This window comes from Bacillus massilinigeriensis (assembly GCF_900117315.1).
In the GTDB taxonomy this organism is placed as follows: domain Bacteria; phylum Bacillota; class Bacilli; order Bacillales; family Cytobacillaceae; genus Bacillus_BE; species Bacillus_BE massilionigeriensis.
In genome coordinates this window covers 2,404,924-2,426,181 of the sequence record NZ_LT630337.1, presented here as the reverse complement: position 1 = coordinate 2,426,181, position 21,258 = coordinate 2,404,924, and the positions used below count along the sequence as shown (strand labels likewise).

The 21,258-nt window shown below is 36.7% G+C and carries 19 protein-coding genes; 14 read left to right on the top strand and 5 right to left on the bottom strand.

Features of this window, described 5'->3' with window-relative positions:
* Nucleotides 1-170 precede the first annotated feature (170 nt).
* Nucleotides 171-1,310 (bottom strand): CAP domain-containing protein, encoded by a 1,140-nt coding sequence (locus tag BQ6100_RS12045; protein ID WP_173719846.1) that lies wholly within the window; start codon nucleotides 1,308-1,310, stop codon nucleotides 171-173.
* Between the two features lie 166 nt (nucleotides 1,311-1,476).
* Here BQ6100_RS12045 and BQ6100_RS12040 point away from each other — a divergent pair, with 166 nt between their 5' ends.
* Complete coding sequence (locus BQ6100_RS12040) at nucleotides 1,477-2,646, top strand: MFS transporter (RefSeq protein ID WP_075983551.1); 1,170 nt, start codon at nucleotides 1,477-1,479, stop codon at nucleotides 2,644-2,646.
* Between the two features lie 890 nt (nucleotides 2,647-3,536).
* Here the strand turns inward: BQ6100_RS12040 and BQ6100_RS12035 are convergent.
* A complete protein-coding gene (locus BQ6100_RS12035) occupies nucleotides 3,537-4,850 on the bottom strand; it encodes a homocysteine synthase (protein ID WP_075981847.1) in 1,314 nt (437 codons plus the stop codon).
* 281 nt (nucleotides 4,851-5,131) lie between these two features.
* Nucleotides 5,132-6,394 (bottom strand): MDR family MFS transporter, encoded by a 1,263-nt coding sequence (locus BQ6100_RS12030; RefSeq protein ID WP_075981846.1) that lies wholly within the window; start codon nucleotides 6,392-6,394, stop codon nucleotides 5,132-5,134.
* A gap of 98 nt (nucleotides 6,395-6,492) precedes the next feature.
* On the opposite strand from BQ6100_RS12030, the gene BQ6100_RS12025 reads away from it, so the two are divergent.
* The 4 genes from BQ6100_RS12025 to BQ6100_RS12010 all read left to right on the top strand — a co-directional run bounded on the left by BQ6100_RS12025 (nucleotide 6,493) and on the right by BQ6100_RS12010 (nucleotide 9,652).
* Nucleotides 6,493-7,641 (top strand): ABC transporter substrate-binding protein, encoded by a 1,149-nt coding sequence (locus tag BQ6100_RS12025; protein WP_075981845.1) that lies wholly within the window; start codon nucleotides 6,493-6,495, stop codon nucleotides 7,639-7,641.
* Nucleotides 7,617-8,219: a periplasmic substrate-binding domain-containing protein gene (locus tag BQ6100_RS21715; protein ID WP_235816520.1), complete on the top strand. Its 603-nt coding sequence runs from the start codon at nucleotides 7,617-7,619 to the stop codon at nucleotides 8,217-8,219. Before BQ6100_RS12025 ends, BQ6100_RS21715 begins: the two co-directional genes overlap by 25 nt.
* A gap of 67 nt (nucleotides 8,220-8,286) precedes the next feature.
* Nucleotides 8,287-8,772, top strand: a complete 486-nt coding sequence (locus tag BQ6100_RS12015) for a hypothetical protein (protein WP_075983549.1) — start codon at nucleotides 8,287-8,289, stop codon at nucleotides 8,770-8,772.
* 34 nt (nucleotides 8,773-8,806) lie between these two features.
* Nucleotides 8,807-9,652 carry a hypothetical protein gene (locus BQ6100_RS12010; RefSeq protein WP_075981844.1) on the top strand — a complete coding sequence of 282 codons (846 nt, stop codon included), beginning with the start codon at nucleotides 8,807-8,809 and terminating at the stop codon, nucleotides 9,650-9,652.
* A 90-nt stretch (nucleotides 9,653-9,742) separates the two neighbouring features.
* Here the strand turns inward: BQ6100_RS12010 and BQ6100_RS12005 are convergent, their stop codons facing one another.
* Together BQ6100_RS12005 and BQ6100_RS12000 are read right to left on the bottom strand one after the other, a co-directional pair.
* A complete protein-coding gene (locus BQ6100_RS12005) occupies nucleotides 9,743-10,027 on the bottom strand; it encodes a hypothetical protein (RefSeq protein WP_075981843.1) in 285 nt (94 codons plus the stop codon).
* Nucleotides 10,028-10,041: 14 nt separating this feature from the next.
* A complete protein-coding gene (locus BQ6100_RS12000; RefSeq protein ID WP_075981842.1) occupies nucleotides 10,042-11,319 on the bottom strand; it encodes an ArsB/NhaD family transporter in 1,278 nt (425 codons plus the stop codon).
* A 401-nt stretch (nucleotides 11,320-11,720) separates the two neighbouring features.
* Between BQ6100_RS12000 and BQ6100_RS11995 the strand changes: the two genes are divergently transcribed.
* The 9 genes from BQ6100_RS11995 to BQ6100_RS11955 all read left to right on the top strand — a co-directional run bounded on the left by BQ6100_RS11995 (nucleotide 11,721) and on the right by BQ6100_RS11955 (nucleotide 21,205).
* Nucleotides 11,721-13,046: an MDR family MFS transporter gene (locus tag BQ6100_RS11995; RefSeq protein ID WP_075981841.1), complete on the top strand. Its 1,326-nt coding sequence runs from the start codon at nucleotides 11,721-11,723 to the stop codon at nucleotides 13,044-13,046.
* Nucleotides 13,047-13,137: 91 nt separating this feature from the next.
* Nucleotides 13,138-13,395 (top strand): hypothetical protein, encoded by a 258-nt coding sequence (locus tag BQ6100_RS11990; protein WP_075981840.1) that lies wholly within the window; start codon nucleotides 13,138-13,140, stop codon nucleotides 13,393-13,395.
* 392 nt (nucleotides 13,396-13,787) lie between these two features.
* The gene (gene scfA / locus BQ6100_RS11985; RefSeq protein ID WP_075981839.1) at nucleotides 13,788-13,937 is read left to right on the top strand and encodes a six-cysteine ranthipeptide SCIFF; all 150 of its coding nucleotides are present in this window, start codon (nucleotides 13,788-13,790) and stop codon (nucleotides 13,935-13,937) included.
* A gap of 70 nt (nucleotides 13,938-14,007) precedes the next feature.
* A complete protein-coding gene (scfB, locus tag BQ6100_RS11980) occupies nucleotides 14,008-15,411 on the top strand; it encodes a thioether cross-link-forming SCIFF peptide maturase (protein WP_075981838.1) in 1,404 nt (467 codons plus the stop codon).
* An 861-nt stretch (nucleotides 15,412-16,272) separates the two neighbouring features.
* Nucleotides 16,273-16,875, top strand: a complete 603-nt coding sequence (locus BQ6100_RS11975) for a TetR/AcrR family transcriptional regulator (protein ID WP_075981837.1) — start codon at nucleotides 16,273-16,275, stop codon at nucleotides 16,873-16,875.
* Between the two features lie 46 nt (nucleotides 16,876-16,921).
* Nucleotides 16,922-18,403, top strand: a complete 1,482-nt coding sequence (locus tag BQ6100_RS11970; RefSeq protein ID WP_075981836.1) for an o-succinylbenzoate--CoA ligase — start codon at nucleotides 16,922-16,924, stop codon at nucleotides 18,401-18,403.
* A gap of 110 nt (nucleotides 18,404-18,513) precedes the next feature.
* Nucleotides 18,514-18,924, top strand: a complete 411-nt coding sequence (locus tag BQ6100_RS11965; RefSeq protein WP_075981835.1) for a MaoC family dehydratase — start codon at nucleotides 18,514-18,516, stop codon at nucleotides 18,922-18,924.
* Nucleotides 18,925-18,929: 5 nt separating this feature from the next.
* Nucleotides 18,930-19,934, top strand: coding sequence for a 3-oxoacyl-ACP synthase (locus BQ6100_RS11960; protein ID WP_075981834.1), 1,005 nt, complete (start codon nucleotides 18,930-18,932; stop codon nucleotides 19,932-19,934).
* 56 nt (nucleotides 19,935-19,990) lie between these two features.
* Nucleotides 19,991-21,205, top strand: coding sequence for a substrate-binding domain-containing protein (locus tag BQ6100_RS11955; RefSeq protein ID WP_075981833.1), 1,215 nt, complete (start codon nucleotides 19,991-19,993; stop codon nucleotides 21,203-21,205).
* Nucleotides 21,206-21,258 lie beyond the last annotated feature (53 nt).

Here is a 21,258-nt window from a genome sequence, read left to right as displayed (position 1 = left end):
AAGATGGGGGGAAGTAACAAGTGTATACCATACACCTGTTATTCCAAGGTTCATTCAGGGGGAGACTTAAACTATTTATGGCGTTACGTTTAGGGCGGCGCGACATAAAAGTTTGAGATATATGTTAGAAGCGTCCAGCTTTGGACGCTTTTTTCATTTTTCCTAAAAAATTATTTGGTATAAAAGTTTTCAGTGTAATAAGGAATTGATTCTTTATTAAAAGCAACGCCTACTCCTAAATACCGAAAATCTTTTTGTAAAATATTTTTCCGATGACCAAGAGAGTTCATGAGTCCTTCATGGGCAAAGATGCTGCTAAATTGGCCGTATGCTAGATTCTCCCCTGCAAGAGTATATCGGATTTGATCCTCCTCCATTCGATCAAAAGGTGATTCTCCTTCTAAATTCGTATGGCTAAAATAATTGTTTACAGACATATCCTTGCTATGGTCTCTAGCAGTTTCTTTTACTTGATCATCCCAGGTGAGTGCCTTTAAACCGTGCTTGACTCGTGCCGCATTGGTTAAGTCAAAAAGCTGAAGCTCAAGACCTTCTCTTAATTTGCTAGTTGCTTTTCCATAAAACCCTTCCTTATTCATTTCAAGTTCTTCCTTGATGATTTGGATGGCGTCGACCGTATTATTTTGGTGTTGGTCATAAAAAATGGTTATATAGCTTCCATCCAACAAGTACGTGTCATATTCTTGTTTCCCATCTATTTGATAATAGGTTAATCCTTTCCGTATCTTAGTAATTGGCTGGCCTAAATTTTTATTAACGCTATTTTTGGAGGTTCCGAGTTTAATTCCAGTAGAAGAGGAGATCAAGTCTTGATTTGTGAACAAACCATTTACTTTTCCGTTTTCATCAAGTGAAACCATCATGAAGTTTTGATAGTCTTGATGATACGTATACCATTTTGTTCCGTATTCATTAGAAGAGGTTCTTTTTGCTTTCCCCACTTCTTCTTCTACCTCAAGGTTTGAATCCCCAAGCTCTATGTTATGAATGGAAAATACATGTTGATCAGGTGTTTCTAAGTTGGGTTTTTCGACTGTCTTTAAGGGCTGATCGCCATCTTTTCCCAAATTTTCAATTGGAACATCTAATTTGCGAATTACTTCTCTAATGGAATGGGATATGGTTTCGATTGCTGATGACAGATTTGCATCCTCTATCAAGGTGTTTATCTCAGACTTCATTGTTTGATAATCCTGAGCGTAATCTGAATGATTGATTTGCTTTTCAATTAATGGCCATGAGGTATATAAAACTAACAGGAATAGAATAATAAGAAGAATTCTTTTCAATTTTACGGTTCCTCCATTTAGAATAAATACCAAAAAATAAATATATTTTTCTTGAGTTTTAATAGGGATACGTCTATAGTAAACAAGTAAAGACAGATGTAAAGACATTAGACGATTGAGAAAAGGAGGTATCAGTTTGACTGGTAAACAATTTTCGCAAAGAAAAATGCTTGGAATCGCCGGGTTCGGATGGATGTTCGATGCGATGGACGTGGGAATGCTATCCTTTATTATAGCAGCATTAAAGACAGAATGGAATTTAACTCCTTCAGAGATGGGATGGATAGGCAGTGTGAATTCGATAGGAATGGCAGTCGGTGCATTTTTATTCGGAATATGGGCAGATCGTATCGGAAGGAAGCATGTTTTTGTCATTACATTGCTCATGTTTTCACTAGCTAGTGGAATTTCCGCGCTCACAACATCACTAGGGATTTTCCTCGTTTTACGTTTTATTATTGGAATGGGACTTGGAGGAGAGTTACCCGTTGCATCGACTTTAGTTTCAGAGAGTGTCCCTGCTAATGACCGTGGGAGAATTGTTGTTCTGTTAGAAAGTTTTTGGGCAGTAGGTTGGTTGCTTTCTGCAATTATTTCATATTTTGTCATTCCATCATTTGGATGGAGAATTGCCCTTATTCTTAGTGCCCTTCCAGCGCTTTATGCCCTTTACTTGAGACTAAAACTGCCAGATTCGCCTGCATTCTCGCCAAAACAAGGGGAGAAGCGCACAATGATTCAAAATATTACAGAAGTATGGTCAAAAAAGTACTCTCGCTCAACTTTTGTTTTATGGGTCGTTTGGTTTACCGTTGTTTTCTCATACTATGGCATGTTCCTTTGGTTACCAAGTGTGATGGTTATGAAGGGATTTAGTATGATCCAAAGCTTTGAGTATGTTCTAATTATGACGCTTGCACAATTACCTGGCTATTTTACTGCAGCATGGCTAATTGAAAGGGTAGGTCGAAAATTTGTTCTTATTGTATACTTATTAGGAACTGCAGTATCAGCTCTTGTTTTTGGACATGCAGAAACAACAGCCATTCTTATCGGCTCTGGTATACTTTTATCGTTTTTCAACCTCGGTGCTTGGGGTGCATTATACGCCTATACACCAGAGCAGTATCCTGCAGTGATTCGTGGAACTGGAGCAGGTATGGCCGCTGCAATTGGTAGGGTAGGTGGCATCCTTGGACCACTACTTGTCGGCTCCCTCGTAGGGCGTGGCATTTCCATCGGTATCATTTTTGCAATCTTCTGTGTAAGTATTGTGATAGGGGTATTAGCCGTAGCCTTCTTCGGTCGTGAGACGATGAAAACGGAGTTAACTTAAGTTTAGTTTTGAATTGAAACCTTGGGGAGATGAATTCATTTCATTTCCTTCAAGGTTTTTTGTTAAATTGGACGGCATTTTTGTGAATATCTGTGTAAGTGGAAAAAGTAAGACTTGGGATTAGGTGAATCTTAGTATTTGAGAATCTTATGAAGGGTTGGAGGGCTTCGTGGAGATAGGTAATAATAGCGATAGGGAAAATATGAAGTGGTTTGCGGCGGGTAGGGGTAAGCAGAAAATATTCCACGTAAGCGAATGTTAATCGAAAATATGCAGTGGGTGGCGTGTTGTTTAGCTGAAAATATTTGCGAATAAAAGTGAAAAAGCGCGAATAACCACAGCCTTTCGCGAATAAAAGTGAAAAATCGCGAATAACCACAGCCTTTCGCGAATAAAATTAGGGTTCGCGAATAAATTTCATTTTTCGCGAATAAATATTTGGTTTTCGCGAATAAATCTCGGAATTCGCGAATAAATATAATAATTTCGCGAATAAACGTTTTATCTTCAGAACTTTTTAACAATTTTTTTGCCACATATATGAAAAAGGGCCAATTTTGGTCAGTTTCAAATTGGAAAATCCCATTATTAGTCTTTTTTTAGGTTAGCAAACAATTTTTTACATATCCTTATGACTTTATGCTAAAACAAAGGTGAAAATTTTCTCCCAGCAAACTGATCAATTAGTAGGGGAAATTCCAAGATTACCGAAAGTACATATTTTATCATGAAGTAGATTAGTTGGAGTATCCAAAGAAAAAAATAAGTTTTGCCTTTTTAATAAATGTATTTTAGTAAAAAGGCTAGGTCTACCAAACAGAACGACCTAGCCTCAATTTTATCACTATTATTTTCATGAATCCCAAAACATCTTTAAGAAAGTGTTCTTATTAAATAGAGGTAGCTGAGACCACTTCTTGGCTTGCTTTTAAAGCTTGATCTAAGTCATTTAATATATCATCAATTGCTTCTGTTCCGACAGAAAGTCGAATTAATTCTGGTGTAACTCCTGATGCGCGTTGCTCTTCCTCAGAAAGCTGTTGATGGGTTGTACTCGCCGGGTGAATGATCAGTGATTTTGAATCGCCAATATTGGCCAAATGAGAAAATAGTTTTACAGAATCGATAAGTTTTCTTGCAGCTTCTTTGCCACCTTTTACACCAAAGGTTAATAAAGCCCCTTGACCCTTTGGTAAATATTTTTGCGCCAAAGAGTGGGATGGATGGCTACTTAAGCCTGCATAGCTTACCCAATCGACTAACTCGTGCTTTTCTAAAAATTGAGCTGTTTTTAATGCGTTTTCACTATGACGTTCCAGTCGTAAATGCAAGGTTTCTAAGCCTTGTAAGAGTAAAAAGGAATTAAATGGTGATAGTGCAGAGCCAAGGTCTCTCAATAGCTGCACACGTGCCTTTGTAATATAAGCTGCTGCACCAACAGCTTCGGTATATTTCAGTCCGTGATAGCTATTGTCAGGCTCAGTTAATTCAGGGAATTTTCCACTTGCCGCCCAATCAAATTTTCCACTATCGACAATGACACCACCAATTGTAGTCCCATGGCCTCCAATAAATTTAGTAGCTGAGTGGACAACGATATCTGCTCCAAAATCAATTGGTCGGAGCAAATATGGGCTTGGGACCGTGTTGTCAATGATTAATGGAATACCGTTTTCATGGGCAATATTGGCAACAGCTTCAATATCTAAGACATCGCCTTTCGGATTCCCAACGGCTTCAGCATAAATTGCTCTAGTCCGTGGTGTGATTGCCTTTCTGAAATTTTCAGGATCCTCCGCATCAACGAAATGAACCTTGATGCCAAACTTTGCAAAAGTAGTAGAAAAAAGATTATAGGTCCCACCATACAAGCTGCTTGAAGAAACAATTTCATCTCCTGATGAAGCGATATTTAAGATAGCAAAGGTAGTTGCTGCTTGGCCGGATGCCACTCCTAATGCTCCAATTCCGCCCTCTAAAGCAGCCACTCTCTGTTCGAAAACATCGGTTGTTGGATTAACAATTCGAGTGTAAATGTATCCAGCTTCACTTAAATCAAATAAACTTGCTGCATGGTCACTGTCGCGAAAACCAAATGATGAGGTTTGATAAATGGGTACGGCACGAGATAACGTTGTAGGATCTAGTTGCTGACCAGCGTGAATGGCTTTGGTTTCAGAACGAAATTCTTGACTATTTGACATATGAATACCTCCTTATTTGGTTTATTAAATCCTACAAAATTGATAGGGATAATAAACTTTGATTTTTACTATAAAGGGATTAAATGCCAAAGTCAACAGAAAAGTTAAAATTTTTAAAATATTAGTAATCCTATTTGAATCTAACTCAAAGAAAATAGGAGCAGATTGGTTCTTACCATGAATAAAAAAGGGGCTCAAAAGATGTCAGTCAGTTTTAACCAGACACCTCTTAACCCCTACACTTTAATTTAAAATGACTAACCTATAAACTATAACAATACTCAACTCAATCGAATAGATAAATTCTTTTTAGCAAATCTTTTAGTTCCCATACTACATAGTACTATTCCTAATCCAGCAAAAGCCATATACAACACACCCATACCAGTGGCATGAAAGACTTCTCCAAAAATAATGCACGCACTTCCAATAATTTTTCCAATTTGAAAAATGAATCCATTAAAAGCCATATAGGTACCCCTTTTTGACTCATCAATCATTTCAGCCAAAATGGTTTGTCTAGTTGGGACATAAAGCAATTCTCCAATGGATAAAATAATCACCGATAAAAAGAGAGTGAAAAGCTGATTAGAAATCGCCATCATCGCATATCCTAGCCCGAAAAAGAGAAACCCAACATACATTATTGGCTTTATTGCATTTTGTTGTTTTCTCACAAATCGAGCGATCACGGTTGAAAATAACACGATAAAGAGCGTATTTTCAACCGTTAATATACTTAAAAGTCTGACCCCATCCAAAGAAAATTGACCCATTCCAAAGAATGATACGATTCTGGTATGAAACTCCTCAGCTAATTTAATAGAGATATAATTATTTCGCTGATATTCAATGGACATAATGGCAATTCCACCTAATGTAAATAAAATAAAAGGAATATCTCTTATAACCGACCAATAGCTTTGGAAGATGGGTTTTAAAGCAAAAGTCGGAACTTGGGATTCTTGTTTTATTTTATAGGTTTCATGAATCAATGTCGCAGTCATCCATAAGGTAATAAAAGAGATCAATAATAAAGCAATCAACAGCTCAAAAAAATTGGTTTGAAATAGCCACCCTCCTACCATTAAACCAAGCATCAGTGAAAGGTTTGCGGCCCAATAATTTATTGTATACATGAAAGCTCGGGTTTCTTTCGTGCTAACGTCAACCATCATCGCATCTGCTGCTGGATTAATGAAGCCAGTTGAGATACTCATAAGGAGCAACATGAAAAACATGAGCCAAGGAGAGGTCCACCAAGGAGAATTTGCTAATATCATGCCAATGAATGCCACAACCTTTAACCACTCCCCTAAAACCATCATTTTCTTTCTTCCCTTCGTATCGGCTAGAAATCCCCCATATAGACTGGCTAGAAATTGAATGCCAATTTGAATCATTAATAAAATGCCAGCAGCCGTAGCATTAATTTCCTTTGTAAAATAAATCGCCATAAATGGAAAAACCATGGAGCCAATCACTCGACTTAAAAATGAGATATAGATTCGAATGCGTATATTAGGATGCATTTCCTTTAACATCTTTCCAACCCCTTCCTTCCCTTCCTATTTTATCTATAAAAAAGGGGATAAAAAGGGTAATATGTAATTAGAAATGTCCCCTTTTAAGGAGGAGTTAGATGAAAGACCTATCCTATTATCAGCTACGTGCTCATTTATTTCATAGGGAAGCAGATCTGCGTGTACATTTTAAACTACATGAATTAGAGCCCATATGGTTTTGTACGATAAAAAATATAAAGAGAAAGCTGAAAAGGTTCTCAGAGCTTGGATTGATTGAATATTTTCCAGGAAAGGGGAGGGGGAATTCATCACAGATTCATTTTTACAGATCATTTCAATCGGAGGTCGAGGAGTTGGTTACTAACCTAGTTCAACGGGATCAGCTTGATGATCTCTTTCAGTTAATGCAATATCCAATTCCAAAATCATGGTTTTCAAATGCTAGGTTAGAAATTGAAAAGTTATTTGGGCATCACATCCATACGGATAATCGTGATTCATTGCGAGTAATCATTACGCGTGATATTACGACATTGGACCCAGTCTATACTTCCGTCTCATTTGAGTCATCTTTGTTGAAACACTTAGGTGATACGCTCACAGTCTATGATTCTAGCGTGGATGAAGTTAGGCCCCATTTAGCCCATCATTGGGAATTAGGTGAGGATGAAAAGACATGGACGTTTTATTTGCGTAAAGGAGTGATGTTTCACCACCAACGAATCATGACAAGTCAGGATGTAAAGTATTCTTTCGAAAGATTCAACCAACCGACACAACCCTATTATTGGCTAGTCCAAGATATTCAGGAAATATACTGCCCGACTAGATATGTGATCCAATTTCGATTAAAGAAGCCTAATTCTTTTTTCCTTCGTTATATCAGTATTCCAAATTTATCGATTCTTCCTGATGATGTTCCATTTGATGAATATCAATGGATAGGAACAGGTCCATTTAAGTTAAAAGAACGGACGGGAAAAAAGTTTGTTTTAGAAGCATTTGATTATTATTTCTCAGAACGTCCGTTTATAGATGAGATTGAATTTTGGAGGGTACCTAGAGAAGACTTTCAAGTGGAAACGTTTCATATTGTCCAATCGGAGGACCATTCAGAACTGAACGCATTGAAAAGAAACGAGACAGGTTTTCGCTTTCTTGCTTTTAATTTTAATAAGCAAAAGTTATCCAACAACATGCTTTTCGCCAGGCCATTTATCATCTTTTGGATATGCAGGAAATGTGGAATGACCTGGGGAGAGTAGATTTAGTAGAGGCGTCAAGCTTTTTTCTTGAAAAATCGGTTCCCAAAAAGAAATTATCTTATTTAATCAAAGCGAACCTGGATGAATCTGGATATCAAGGAGAGCCACTTAACCTATATATACCAGATAGCCCGATAGTAAGAGAAGAATGTACGTGGTTACAAAACAAAGCGAGATTATATGGACTTCAACTTAATCTAAAGGAATTTAAGATGGGGGACTTATATTCCTCCGAGCTTCAAGAAGATGCGGATCTTCTTTCATTAGGGGAAGTGGCTTCAGAAGACACTCACCTTTCTTTTATTGGTGCATTTCTAAACGAATCATTAATTTTTCGAAGGTTCTTTCCAAAAAAGCAATTAAGAACAATAGAAATGTATCTGGAAGAAATGAAGAGTGAAAAAACCATTCATGCAAGGGAAAAATGGATTGATCGAGTGGAGGATATCATACGTGATGAACATTTGCTTATTTTTACCCATCATCCTTTTCGGAATCGCATGTTTCATCCAATGATTAAAGATGTTCATTATCAATTATATGGCCATGTAGACCTAAGAAAGCTCTGGATTCAGTAAGCTCATTCATATTAGGGGTATAGTGTCGTTTCATTTGGGAAAGTTAAACCTAAAAAAGGATAATTCTATGATTGGACTTCTAATTGCTGTTATTATTTTTAATTTTGCTGCGTTTAAAACGAATAAAAACTTAACCGGAAATCTAATTGTTCACATTTGGTCATTTACTGTCGCCTTTCAGGTCATTTTTGATGTCTTGATTGAATTTAAATATCACGGATATTGGTATTTTGAAAAAGAAATCGATTGGAGGGGACTGATCCCTCATATGTTACTCATTCCTCCAGTGAATATGCTGTTTCTTAATTGGTTTCCTTTTAAGTCTAGTGGATGGAAAAAGCTAATGTATTTGTTCTTGTGGGTAATCGCTATTTTAATATACGAATGGATTGCATTATTGCCAGAGCCTTGGGGATACTTTCATTACGGATGGTGGAACCTTATGTATGCCGTCATAGTTGATCCAATCCTATTTTTGATCTTATTAGGATATTATAAGTGGGTTTACAAATTGGAAAAAAAGGCGGTTCATCTAGCAGAGGGAAACCAATAATCAAACTGTCTTTTTTGCAGGAGGAAGGCTTTGCATGAGACGACATAAAAAATGGAGTAAATATCCATTTATATTCTTGCTTCTTATTCATTCTGTTTTACTAGCATTTTCATTTTATCGAAGTAATGATCGAAAGCGACTGTTCGTTCTCCTTTTTTCAAACATTGGAATGGCTTATCTATTTGAATATATTGTTTTAAATGTATTTAGAGGCTATCGTTATAAGGCATTTTTTATTAAAAATAAAGAGTTAAATAATATTCTAGGAGCAATCTTTTCACAAGCCATTTTCGTTCCTTTTACCGCATTGTTTATCACCTCTATGCATTGGGGGTGGAAGGCAAAATGCCTTTTTACTCTCTATTTTGCTGCAGTGGAGACCCTTTTTTTGAGAATTGGAATATACAAGCAAAATTGGTGGAGAACGATATATACCTCGATTTTTTTGCCAATATTTTTCACCCTTAGTGACATATGGTATGAGCATTTGAAACGGAGAACCCCCTTTGTCATGTTTACCTCATTATTTTTGATTTCAATGGCGACGAATGTGAACATGTTATTCATTCTCGCAGTAAATAGAAAGTTCAAATTTGGATATGGTTGGTTCCATTCTTGGAGAGAGCATTTTCTCCTTGCCCCTCTTTATTCAATTGTTGTTTCATTGGTCAGTAATTTCCTTTTAATATATAAACATTCGATTTCAAAGGTGGGCAATTTTATTTTTAGAATAGCGTTGGACACCATTCTTGTTAAACGGCATCTTATTAAATTTAAATATAAAAAATTTACTTGCCACCTGTTATATCATGCTTTCATGATTTTTATGGGAGGGATCTATAAGCGGATGGTATACGGAGGGAAAGCCTGTGAAAAGTAGACTCTATTGGCTTGATATCCAGAAAAAATGACCCCCAAATGGAGGTCGTTTTTTTCGTATTATATTACAGATATTTGAAGGTTAGAATCTTCAATTTTCAATCCACTCGATTTTCTTTAATAGCTTCCATTTAAATAGTCCAAGAACGAAGGTAAGGTAGGAATCCTTTTTCACAATAATTTGTATGTGATTCTGATAGGTATAGAATAATATATCTGTATAAATTTCATCACTCTCAAAGAATTGCCTAATTTGATGCAATGCGTTCTTAACCTCTTGCTTTTTTATTATGATAATAAATTCTATATCTTCATCTCTTTTGTTTTCCTGAAGGTCAATTACGTCAGTATCAACCACATATCTAAGACCTTTCATGTCAATCCCTCCCATTACAAATATCTTAAATATATATACACCATGGATATAACAACCGATACGAGCATTAATGGAAACCCGATAAGAAGAAATTTAATAAATGAGATGTTATATCCTTCTTTTGATGCAAGTCCTGCCACAATTAAGTTGGCACTGGCCCCTATTAAGGTACCATTTCCACCCAAGCATGCCCCTAAGGATAAGCTCCACCACAATGGCTCAAGATTATCAATTCCTAATTGGCCCATTTCTTTGATTAAAGGGATCATGGTGGCAACAAATGGGATATTATCGACAAAGGCTGAAGCAATAGCGCTAAGCCATAGAATAAGGAATGAGCTTGCGACTAAGTTACCATCTGTTAAGTTTATAACAAAAGTGGCCACTTGACTAATAACTCCTGTTTCCACAAGTCCAGAAACGAGAACAAATAGACCGACAAAGAAAAAGATGGTGGTCCATTCAACCTTTTCTAATGCTTTTTCTAAATAGCTTTCACCAGATAATAGTAGTAGGATAAAAGCGGCAATGAGCGCAATAGTTGCTGACTCAACATGAATCAGCTGATGTAAGAAAAAGCCTATGATTGTTAAAAACAAGACAGCCAAGGATTTGATCATTAGAGAGACATTATTAATTTCATCCTTCTCATTTAATTCTAAAATTCTTTGTCTCGTAGTATCATCTACAATTAATTGTTTTCGGTAAATAGCAATTAACAAAAGAATCGTGACAATTAATAATACAACGACAACAGGTGCTAAATTGGTAATGAATTTTCCAAAGGTAAGCGAACGGACCGCACTACCAATCATAATATTAGGGGGGTCACCAATCATCGTCGCAGTTCCACCGACATTAGACATGATGATTTCAGAAATCAAAAATGGAATAGGGTTAATGTTTAGTTGCCTTGTTAGGCTAAATGTAATAGGAACCATTAACAAAACGGTTGTCACATTATCTAAAAAGGCAGAACCAACTGCAGTAATAAGGGATAATGCAACAAGTATGTGCAATGGCTTTCCCTTTACCTTTTTTGCAGACCAAATGGCGACATACTTAAAAACACCCGTTTCTGCAGTAATGCTGACGATAATCATCATTCCGATTAATAATCCTAAAGTATTAAAGTCAATATGGTGCAGGGCAGTTTCTTGCTCAACAATGCCGAAAAAGACAATCAAGCCTCCACCAATCATCGCGACAATGGTGCGATGGATCTTTTCAGATATAATTAATCCGTAAGTTATAAAGAAAATGCCAATCGCAATGATAGCCTCTATACTCAAATTTCATCACTCCTTTGTAATTATATTTTTCCCACATTATTAGTAAAAGTAATAAGAATCTGTTGAAAACATTTGGATTTAATAGTAACATCCTCCTTTTTTGGAATGTATTTTTTAAAACACAAAAAGAGCCTGCAACAAATGGGCATAAGTATCCCAAATGTGACAGACTCCTCCAAGACAATCTATTTAATTATTGTTTTACTATATCATATGTTGGCAATGATGGAAAGTATGTATTTATACACGAAGAATAATTTGGTTCCAACAAATAATAGTAATTTATGCAATATATAAAAATAGAAAAATGTAGTTGCATTTTGCTATAATAGTAAAGATATATTTTTTGAGTGTAAAAAAAAGGGAATTCTACAGCTGTGAGTATCAAATAGGAGGCTTATATGAAAAAAAATATGTACGTGTTTTGGGGGCTTGTTATTACCACCCTCATATCAGCACTTGATTCAAATATAATGCAAACAGCCAGCCCGACCATTGTAAAGCAGTTTGGCGGAATGGAATATTTTGCATGGATATTTTCTGTCTATATGTTAGCAAGTACGGTGACTGTTCCACTTTATGGAAAGCTTTCAGATATGTATGGTCGGAAAATATTATTAGTTGTTTCGGTAGTAATCTTTACCATTGGATCCATCCTGTGCGGAATGGCTAACTCAATGGTTACTCTCATTATTTATCGAGGGATTCAAGGCTTGGGTGCAGGAGGAATGGTTCCGCTAGCAATAATTATTGTTGGAGATTTATTTACAATAGAAAAGCGGGGGAAGATCCAAGCAATTTTTAGCGCAATCTGGGCATTGTCATCCATCATCGGACCAGTACTTGGTTCATTTTTTGTTGAAGAACTAACTTGGAGATGGATCTTCTTTATTAATATTCCTATAGGAATCCTTACAATTCTGTGCCTCATTCCATATAAAGAGCAAAGAGAATTTAAAAAGACGAATATTGATTACAAAGGCTTCTTTCTTTTCGGAATATCAATCACTCTTCTTATGCTAGCTACAAATGTAAGGAATCCATTCTGGTACGTAGTATTTGGAGTTATTGGAATGATTATTTTTATTTTGGTAGAAAGGAAAGAGAAAGAGCCATTCTTACCTGTTACCTTATTAAAAAATAAAGGAATCTTGACATCAAATGTATTTATGATGTTTTATACTTTATCATTTTTCTCGACTTCTAGCTTCATTCCACTATACTTGCAGGAGGGTAAGGATGTGAGTATTTACATGAGTGGACTCATCCTCCTAAGTATTTCTATAGCTTGGATGTTTGGAAGCCCTCCAGCCGGTAAATGGATAATAAAATATGGATATAGAAGACTATTTATCATAGGAAGTTTCCTTACGACTATATCCGGTTTAGCGCTATATTTGTTTATTCAGGATATAGGGTATTGGGTCTTGTTCTTAATTTTAGGGATTCAAGGTTTCGCTTTTGGTTTACTCTTTGCAACTGGAACCATTGCTTCCCAGGAATTTGCAGGTTTTCACATTAAAGGCCTTTCAACCTCTCTGCAAATGTTCCTGAAAAACATTGGGAACTCAGTTGGGGTAACCATAATGGGGGTCATTATTAGTAAAGCTGTAACAATTAACATGGGCATGAAAAATGTATTTTTATTTGCATTGCTTACTAGCCTTATTACTATTATTGTTAGTTTCTTTATACCGAGGGAAACAGGCGAGGTTACTGAGGGGTAATTATATTATAGTTTGTTATATTTTGAGGTGGTGCGTGAATTCCAGTGGGGGATTCACGTTTTTTTGTGGCCGATTTTGGGTGGTGGATAAGATGTTTGTGAAACTGCAGGGGGATGGCTATCGTGGATTAATGGTCGGATATAACGTGGAAGGTTATCGTGGATTAATGGTCGGATATAATGGGAAATGGTTATCTGGATTAATGGTCGAATATAACGGGAAATGGTCAACGTGGATAATAATAGTCGGATTTAACGGGAAATGGCCATCGCGGATAAAATGGTCATTTCTGCGGATAAAATCAAATAATCGAGGATATAATTGGAAAATCGCGGATAAAATCAAATAATCACGGATATAATTGGAAAATCGCGGATAAAATCAAATAATCGCGGATAAATTGAAAAAATCGCGGATATATCCATAAAACCCGCGGAAATACATAAATCAGCCGAACTCAAATTCAAAATCATACTTCAAAACGAGTTCATTTTATGAAAAAGCACAATTAATAAAACGATATTAACCCATTTGGCTCACAAAACACTTCAATTTGAAAAAAATCCACACTTTTTACCAAAAGTCACCTTTCTTTTTATCCAAATATCCGTATTTTTCACAGAATCATCACATCGTCTAGGCAGAAGAAAAACTACAAAGTGTTAAAATTACCCTGGAATAATGAAAATAAGGAAAATGGACCTTATTTTTCATGAAAATTTATAAAAGGGATTGAGATTTATGAAAAGAATTTTGACACTAAGTACACGTAAACTAACTGATACTGTTAAACACGGTGGTTGCGGTGAATGTCAGACATCTTGCCAGTCTGCTTGCAAAACTTCTTGTGGAGTTGCCAATCAGAAGTGTGAAAACTCATTGAACAGATAGTAACTGTTCTTCCGCCCATCTACTCTTAGGTGGGCGGCAATTTTTTTGAAAAGGAGTTAAATGACTAATTATGATTCATCAATATAAACTTAATGGATATAACATTGTGCTCGATACCTACAGTGGCTCCGTGCATGTTGTAGATGATCTCGCTTTTGATATCATTGCAATTTTCGAGAATACCCCAAATGAGGAAATCGTGTCTAGATTGCTTGAACAGCAGGTGAATAATTCCCAAATCTCTGAAGTGGATATACGTGAAACCATCGCAGATATTGAGGAATTAATAAAGGATGGACAGCTGTTTACAGAGGATGAATATAGGGATCTCTCGATTGACTTAAGGAAGCGCAAGACTTATGTAAAAGCTCTCTGCCTTAATGTTGCACATACTTGTAATCTTTCCTGTGAATATTGCTTTGCCAGTCAAGGGAAGTACAATGGAGACCGTGCAATCATGAGTTATGAGGTTGGAAAAAGAGCTATCGATTTCCTTTTGGAAAACTCAGGGCATCATCGCAATCTTGATATCGATTTCTTTGGTGGAGAGCCACTCATGGCTTGGAAAGTGGTCAAGCAGATTGTTGCATACGCCAGAAGCAAAGAGAACGAGTATAAAAAGAAATTCCGTTTCACTTTTACCACGAATGGCATGTTGCTAGATGATGAAGTGACCGATTTCTTGAATCAGGAAATGCATAACGTGGTTTTAAGTATTGATGGAAGAAAAGAGGTCCATGATAGGCTTCGCAAAACGGTGAATGGAAAAGGCAGTTATGACTACATCATTCCGAAGTTCCAAAAATTTGTTGAAAAACGTGGGGACAAGGAATACTATGTGCGCGGAACCTATACACATAACAATGTTGACTTTACGAACGATATTTTTCATATCGCAGATCTCGGTTTTGACAAGCTTTCAATGGAACCGGTAATTTGTAATCCTAGTGAGCCTTATGCCTTAACAGAGGCGGATCTTCCAGAAATCTATAATCAATACGAAATCCTCGCAAAGGAAATGCTAAAGCGTAATGAACAAGGAAACGGCTTTACATTTTATCATTACATGCTGGATCTTTCTGAAGGTCCATGTATTCAAAAGAGGATAACAGGATGTGGCTCAGGAACGGAATATCTTGCTGTTACTCCATGGGGTGAGCTTTTCCCTTGTCATCAATTTGTTGGGGACGAGGAATATAGTATGGGTAACATTTGGGATGGTATCAAAAACGTTGAGTTGCATGGCAAATTTAAAGAGAGCAACTGCTATACTAAGCCAGAATGCCAAGATTGTTGGGCAAAGTTGTATTGCAGCGGTGGCTGCCCAGCGAATGCATTGCACGCAACCGGCTCCCTGAATGGAACTTATGATTTTAGTTGTGATATTTTTAAGAAGCGAATCGAATGTTCGATGATGGTGAAGGTGGCCGAGGCTATGAAAGAGATGGAACAGAGCGAGCAGGTAGTAGAATAATTGGCAAAATTTATGGAAATTGCTATTAGTGTTTAAATCAAGTTTCTGTAGATATTTTGTTTACTTCGATGAGTGGGTAGAAAGACATTTCACTGAAAATTTAAGTGTGGAATGTCTTTTTTTGATTTGATGAAGGACAAAATATTGATATTGCGGAAGAGTTTTGTCTTTCATAAGCGAGATGAAGGACAAAAAGTTGAGATTGCGGAAGAGAATGGTCTTTCATAAGGGAAATGAAGGACAAAAAGTTAAAAAATCGGAAGAGAATGGTCATTCATAAGGAAGCTGAAAAACCAAAAGGGACCAAAGATGACCAAAGAGGATTTGACGATGAGCGGCCTCCTTGATGAAATTTATGAAGTGACCGGAAATACTGCCAAATCCGTTTGGAAAAGTGATGAATTTTTTTATTGAATCATCAGTTGGGTCCATTCATGGATTTCCTGCTCTGGTTACCGTGAAGATGATCAGGAAACAATAGGCTTTTTTGAAACCAATTCATCAAAAGCCATTCGGGATGTTAACTTTGTCTTCTATCAAAGACACGATTCAGGATGTATATAGTTGGTATAAGAGCCAGCCGTTTCAATTGAAGATGGGGGTATCTAGGAAATGAGAGATGGAGAAATTGAGGAAATAGATTTTTACCGTTTTGACGCGACTCAGATTTAGGAAAAGGAAATTTTGGAAACCGAGGATGGGAAATCTGTCCAACGGTTTTTTGTGTAAACCCGTACCAATAATTACATTTGGGACAGTGAAAATGTCCCTTTATCTTGTTAGATTGTCGAAATGTGTAGGAAAATATTGGTTGAAGATTTCTGAATATTAAATATAATAAGAAAATAAGAGGTGATTCAGGTGTCAGAAAAATTAATAACAAATCAATTTAATCTAACAAAAAAAGGACTTGAGACAAGGGAAAAGCTGTTACAGGCTGCAGAAACAATTTTTGGGCAGAAGGGATACTATGAGGCATCTATTGTCAACATTACTCAGGAAGCACAAGTTGCACATGGTACCTATTACAACTATTTCCCATCCAAAAAGGATATTTTCGATGAACTAATACGTGAGTATAATCGGGGACTGCGTTTAACCATCAAAGAAGAAATGAGTCATGCAAAAAACTTTGAAGATGCACAGAGAAAAGGATTTCATGCCTTCTTTAATTGGGTAAAAAATCGACCTAACTTATACAGTATTGTTCAACAAGCGGTAGTTGTAGATGCAGAGTTGTATCGATGGTATTATTCTAAGCTTGCCAGTGGCTTTCTAAAGAGTTTAACTGCTGGAATGGAGGCAGGAGAATTTAAAGAGATTGACAAAGAAACGGTTGCTTACAGTTTAATGTCCATTGGTCAATTTTTAGGAATGAGGTGGGTTTATTGGGAAAAGAAAGATTTACCAGAAGAAGTATTTGAAGCAGCTATGACATTAATATTTGATGGATTAAAGAAATGATGTTATATCTGATCAAAATCTTTTAATAAAAGAAAGGAGACCTTCTATGAAAGGTATTGCGTATTGGATTGAAAAGCATGCTGAAATCAATCCAAACCGTATTGCAATTATTTCAGAAACAGAAGAAATATCGTATAAGGAATTAAATGGAAAAATTAATCAGACTGTTGCTATTTTAGTACAAAATCTTCGAGTTCAAAAAGGTGATCGAATAGCGATCCTATCTCAAAATAGAGTGGAATATATTCTCTTGTTATTTGCAATCGCAAAAATACAATGTGTTGCTGTTCCACTCAATATTCGCTTAACTGAAAATGAATTAGTCTATCAATTAAATGATAGTGGAACTACACTACTATTTGCCGAGGAGCCTTTATATTCATTGGGAATCTCATTGAAAAAGAAAACTCCAATCCAAAATGTGGTTGAGATCGAAGCTTTGTCAAATGAGGTCCAACAGTTATCATATGCCTTCGACGAAATCAATGAAGACGAACCCTACATTATTTGCTATACATCTGGAACAACCGGGAAACCAAAGGGTGCTGTATTAACTCAAAGCAACATGTTCTGGAACGCAATCAATAATGCCATCCCACTTGATTTAACTTCAAATGACCGCTCCATAGTTCTGCTCCCTCTGTTTCATATTGGAGGCATTGGACTATTTGCCTTTCCTACCATTTTTGTTGGAGGTACGGTTGTAATTCCGGGTAAATTTGATCCTGAAAAAGTCCTAGCTATGATCGAACAGTATCAAGTAACAATAGTAATGGGAGTACCATCGATTCATCATTCACTACTGAACTCTCCAACCTTTGAAAAGACGAATCTTAAATCCGTACGTTGGTTCTACAATGGTGGTGCACCTTGTCCCCATAGTATCATCAAAGCTTTCCTAGATGGGGGGTTCTTATTTGGTCAAGGATTTGGTATGACTGAAACTTCTCCAACTGTGTTTTTACTATTAAAGGAAGATGCGCGTAGAAAAATAGGTTCTATAGGAAAACCTGCCCTGTATTGTGAGTTCATGCTAGTAGATACATTGGGAAACCAGGTTGGTACAGGAGAAGTAGGAGAACTCATAGTTAGAGGTCCAAATGTCATGAAGGAATACTGGCAAAATCCAGAGGCAACAAAGGAAACAATAAAGGACGGTTGGCTTTATACAGGTGATCTTGCGTATACAGATGAAGAGGGCTTTGTCTTCATTGCTGGAAGAAAAAAAGAAATGATTATATCTGGTGGAGAAAATATCTATCCTTTAGAAGTTGAACAAGTAATTGGCAAATTAGATGAAGTAAGCGAGTGTGCAGTTGTTGGAACTCCGGATAACTATTGGGGAGAGGTTCCAGTTGCTTTTGTCGTATTAAAGGATGGGCATGTATTGAAGGAAGATGATATTACTGAACATTGTAAGCGCTTCCTAGGAAAATATAAAGTTCCTAAACGGGTTCAATTTTTAAATGAATTGCCGAAAAACGCCACTGGGAAAATTCAAAAGACTCTCCTTGCCATTAAGTCATAAGATAAAGTCTTCACTTAAAAATGCTATATCTATGACCCATTATCAGTAAAGAAAATCTATATCACACAATGATTGAAGATAGGAAGACAAAGGATAGGAGGTTCAATAGGATGTCAATCTTTTCTGTAGGACAGCAGGCTTCATGTAGTAAGACAATAACTGAAGCAGATATCGTTCTTTTTGCTGGACTAAGTGGTGATTTCAATCCAATCCATATAGACAGTGAATATGCAAAGAATACTAGATTTAATCAGCGCATTGCACATGGATTGCTGACCTCAAGTTTATTATCTCAATTACTAGGAATGTACCTACCAGGTAAAGGGTCAGTATATATGGAGCAAAGTCTTCGTTTTAAGGCTCCTGTTTTTATCGGAGATACGATTACAGCAACGGGTACAGTACAAAAATATAATGAAGAAAAGAGAATTCTACAGCTATTAACCGAATGTAAAAATCAAAAACATGAACTAGTTCTAACTGGCAAAGCAGTGATGAAGGTTCCTTATGAAGGAGAGTGAAGCTAATGGATAATATAGGAATTGAAGAGATTAATACATTTTTTCCTAAAGAGATACAATCAGCTGCTTTTTTATCAAAGAAAACTGGAATTCCGAAGAATGTTATTATCGAGAAGTTTGGTTTATATCAAAAGCATGTGGCAGATGAAACGATGCAGTCATCTGATTTAGCCATAGAGGCAGCTAGACCCATATTGGAAAAAATCGATCCATTGTCAATCGATGTTTTAATATATTTCGGTAGCCCTCATAAAGATTATTATGTTTGGCCGATTGCCCCAAAAATACAGCACGAATTGGGGGCCAAAAATGCTTATGCCTTTGAAATCATGAATGTTAGCTCCTGTTTTCCTATCGCATTAAAAGTAGCCAAGGATATGTTGAAATCTGACAAAACCATTCAAGCAGTTCTATTAGTTGGAGGATGTAAGGAATCTCAAATAATAGATTATGAAAACCCTCGTTCACGCTTTATGTTTAATTTTGCAGACGGTGGATGTGCAGCATTAGTGAAAAGAGGGGCAACTAAAAGTGAAATTTTAGAAAGCTCGATTATGACTGATGGCTCCTTTCACGAGGATGTTCTTGTTCCAGCTGGGGGTTCAAAGTATTTTACTAGCTTTGAAACAGTTGAAAAGAATATGCATTATATCGATGTACCTAATCCTCAAAGTATGAAGGAGCGTCTCGACCCAGTTTCAGTTCGGAACTTTGAGACTGTCATTCGTCAATCTCTGAACAAAAGTAGATTATCAACGAAAGATATTAATCTACTTCTTCCTCTTCATACAAAAAGATCAATGTTTATGAGCCTCTTGAGTTCATTGGAATTAGAGGAGGAACAGACCGTTTACTTAGACCACTATGGGCATATGTCTGCATTGGATCCTTGTGTAGGTCTACATATTGCGGCAAAGCAAGGAAGGATAAAACCAGGCGATATTGCTGTAACGGTTAGTGCAGGTACAGGCTATACCTGGGCATCCACAGTTCTTCAATGGAAGGGATAATAGGGAATATAGGGGTAAGGAAGAAATGAATTATAAAGTTTGAAAGGGGAATTGTCATGATTAGTATAAAAAAAACTTGGAGCAGATATGTGCTGGTTGGAAGTATGATTGGATCTCTTCTTTTAACGGCTGCTTGTTCTAATGAAAAAACGAGTTCAAAAGATGAGAGTATTAAGGTTGGTGTTTTGGCTTCTATTACGGGGCCGCTTGAAAGCTACGGTAAACAAACGGTTCAGGGATTTGAACTTGGATTAGATTACGCAACTGATGGTACCAATAAAGTATCTGGCAAAAAGATTGAATTTATTGTTGAAGATACAGAAACAAAACCAGATGTAGCAGTGAAAAAGGCAACAAAACTTTTAGAGGAGGATGAAGTTGACTTTTTAGTCGGTTCTTCTAGCTCAAGTGATACATTGGCTGTATTACCACTTGCGGAGGAATATGAAAAGGTTATGGTAGTTGAACCTGCTGTTGCAGACAGTATTACGGGGGAGAACTGGAATCCTTATATCTTTAGAACAGGGAGAAACTCATCACAAGATGCTCTTGCAGGGGCAAATGCCATTTCCCGTGAAGGGGTAAAGATTGCGACTTTTGCTCAGGATAATGCCTTTGGAAGAGAAGGTATTGCGGCGTTCAAAAAAGGAGCTGAAAAATTGGGTGCCAAGGTCATTAATGAACAATACGCAGATGCTAACTCCACAGATTTCACTGCTAATATACAAAACATCATCAATTCAAAACCAGATTATCTCTATATCGTCTGGGCTGGATCAAACTCCCCATGGAAGCAACTAAAAGACATGAGACTTGAGGATCATGGAATTAAGATATCTACCGCTGCACCCGATATTGCATCTCTAAAGACGATGAATGCCCTTGTTGGAATGGAAGGCTTTGCAATTTACTACCATACATTGCCTAATAACAAAATAAATGATTGGTTAGTTGAAGAACATAAAAAACGATTTGAAGAAACGATTCCGGACCTTTTCACAGCCGGTGGTATGACAGCAGCGATTGCTATTGTTGAAGCTTTAAAAAAGACTGAAGGAAAAACTGACTCAGATACATTAATTAAAAAAATGGAAGGAATGGAGTTTGACACTCCAAAGGGAATCATGAAATTCCGTCCAGAGGATCATCAAGCATTACAAAGTCTCTATTCTATTAAGCTGGAAAGACAAGATGGGATTGACCATCCTGTGCCTATTCTTATAAAAGAATTAACCAAGGAACAAACGGAGCCACCTATTCAAAATAAATAAGGTAATACACATTGGTTAAACCATTTTAAAGGCAAGAGGAGACTAACATGTCT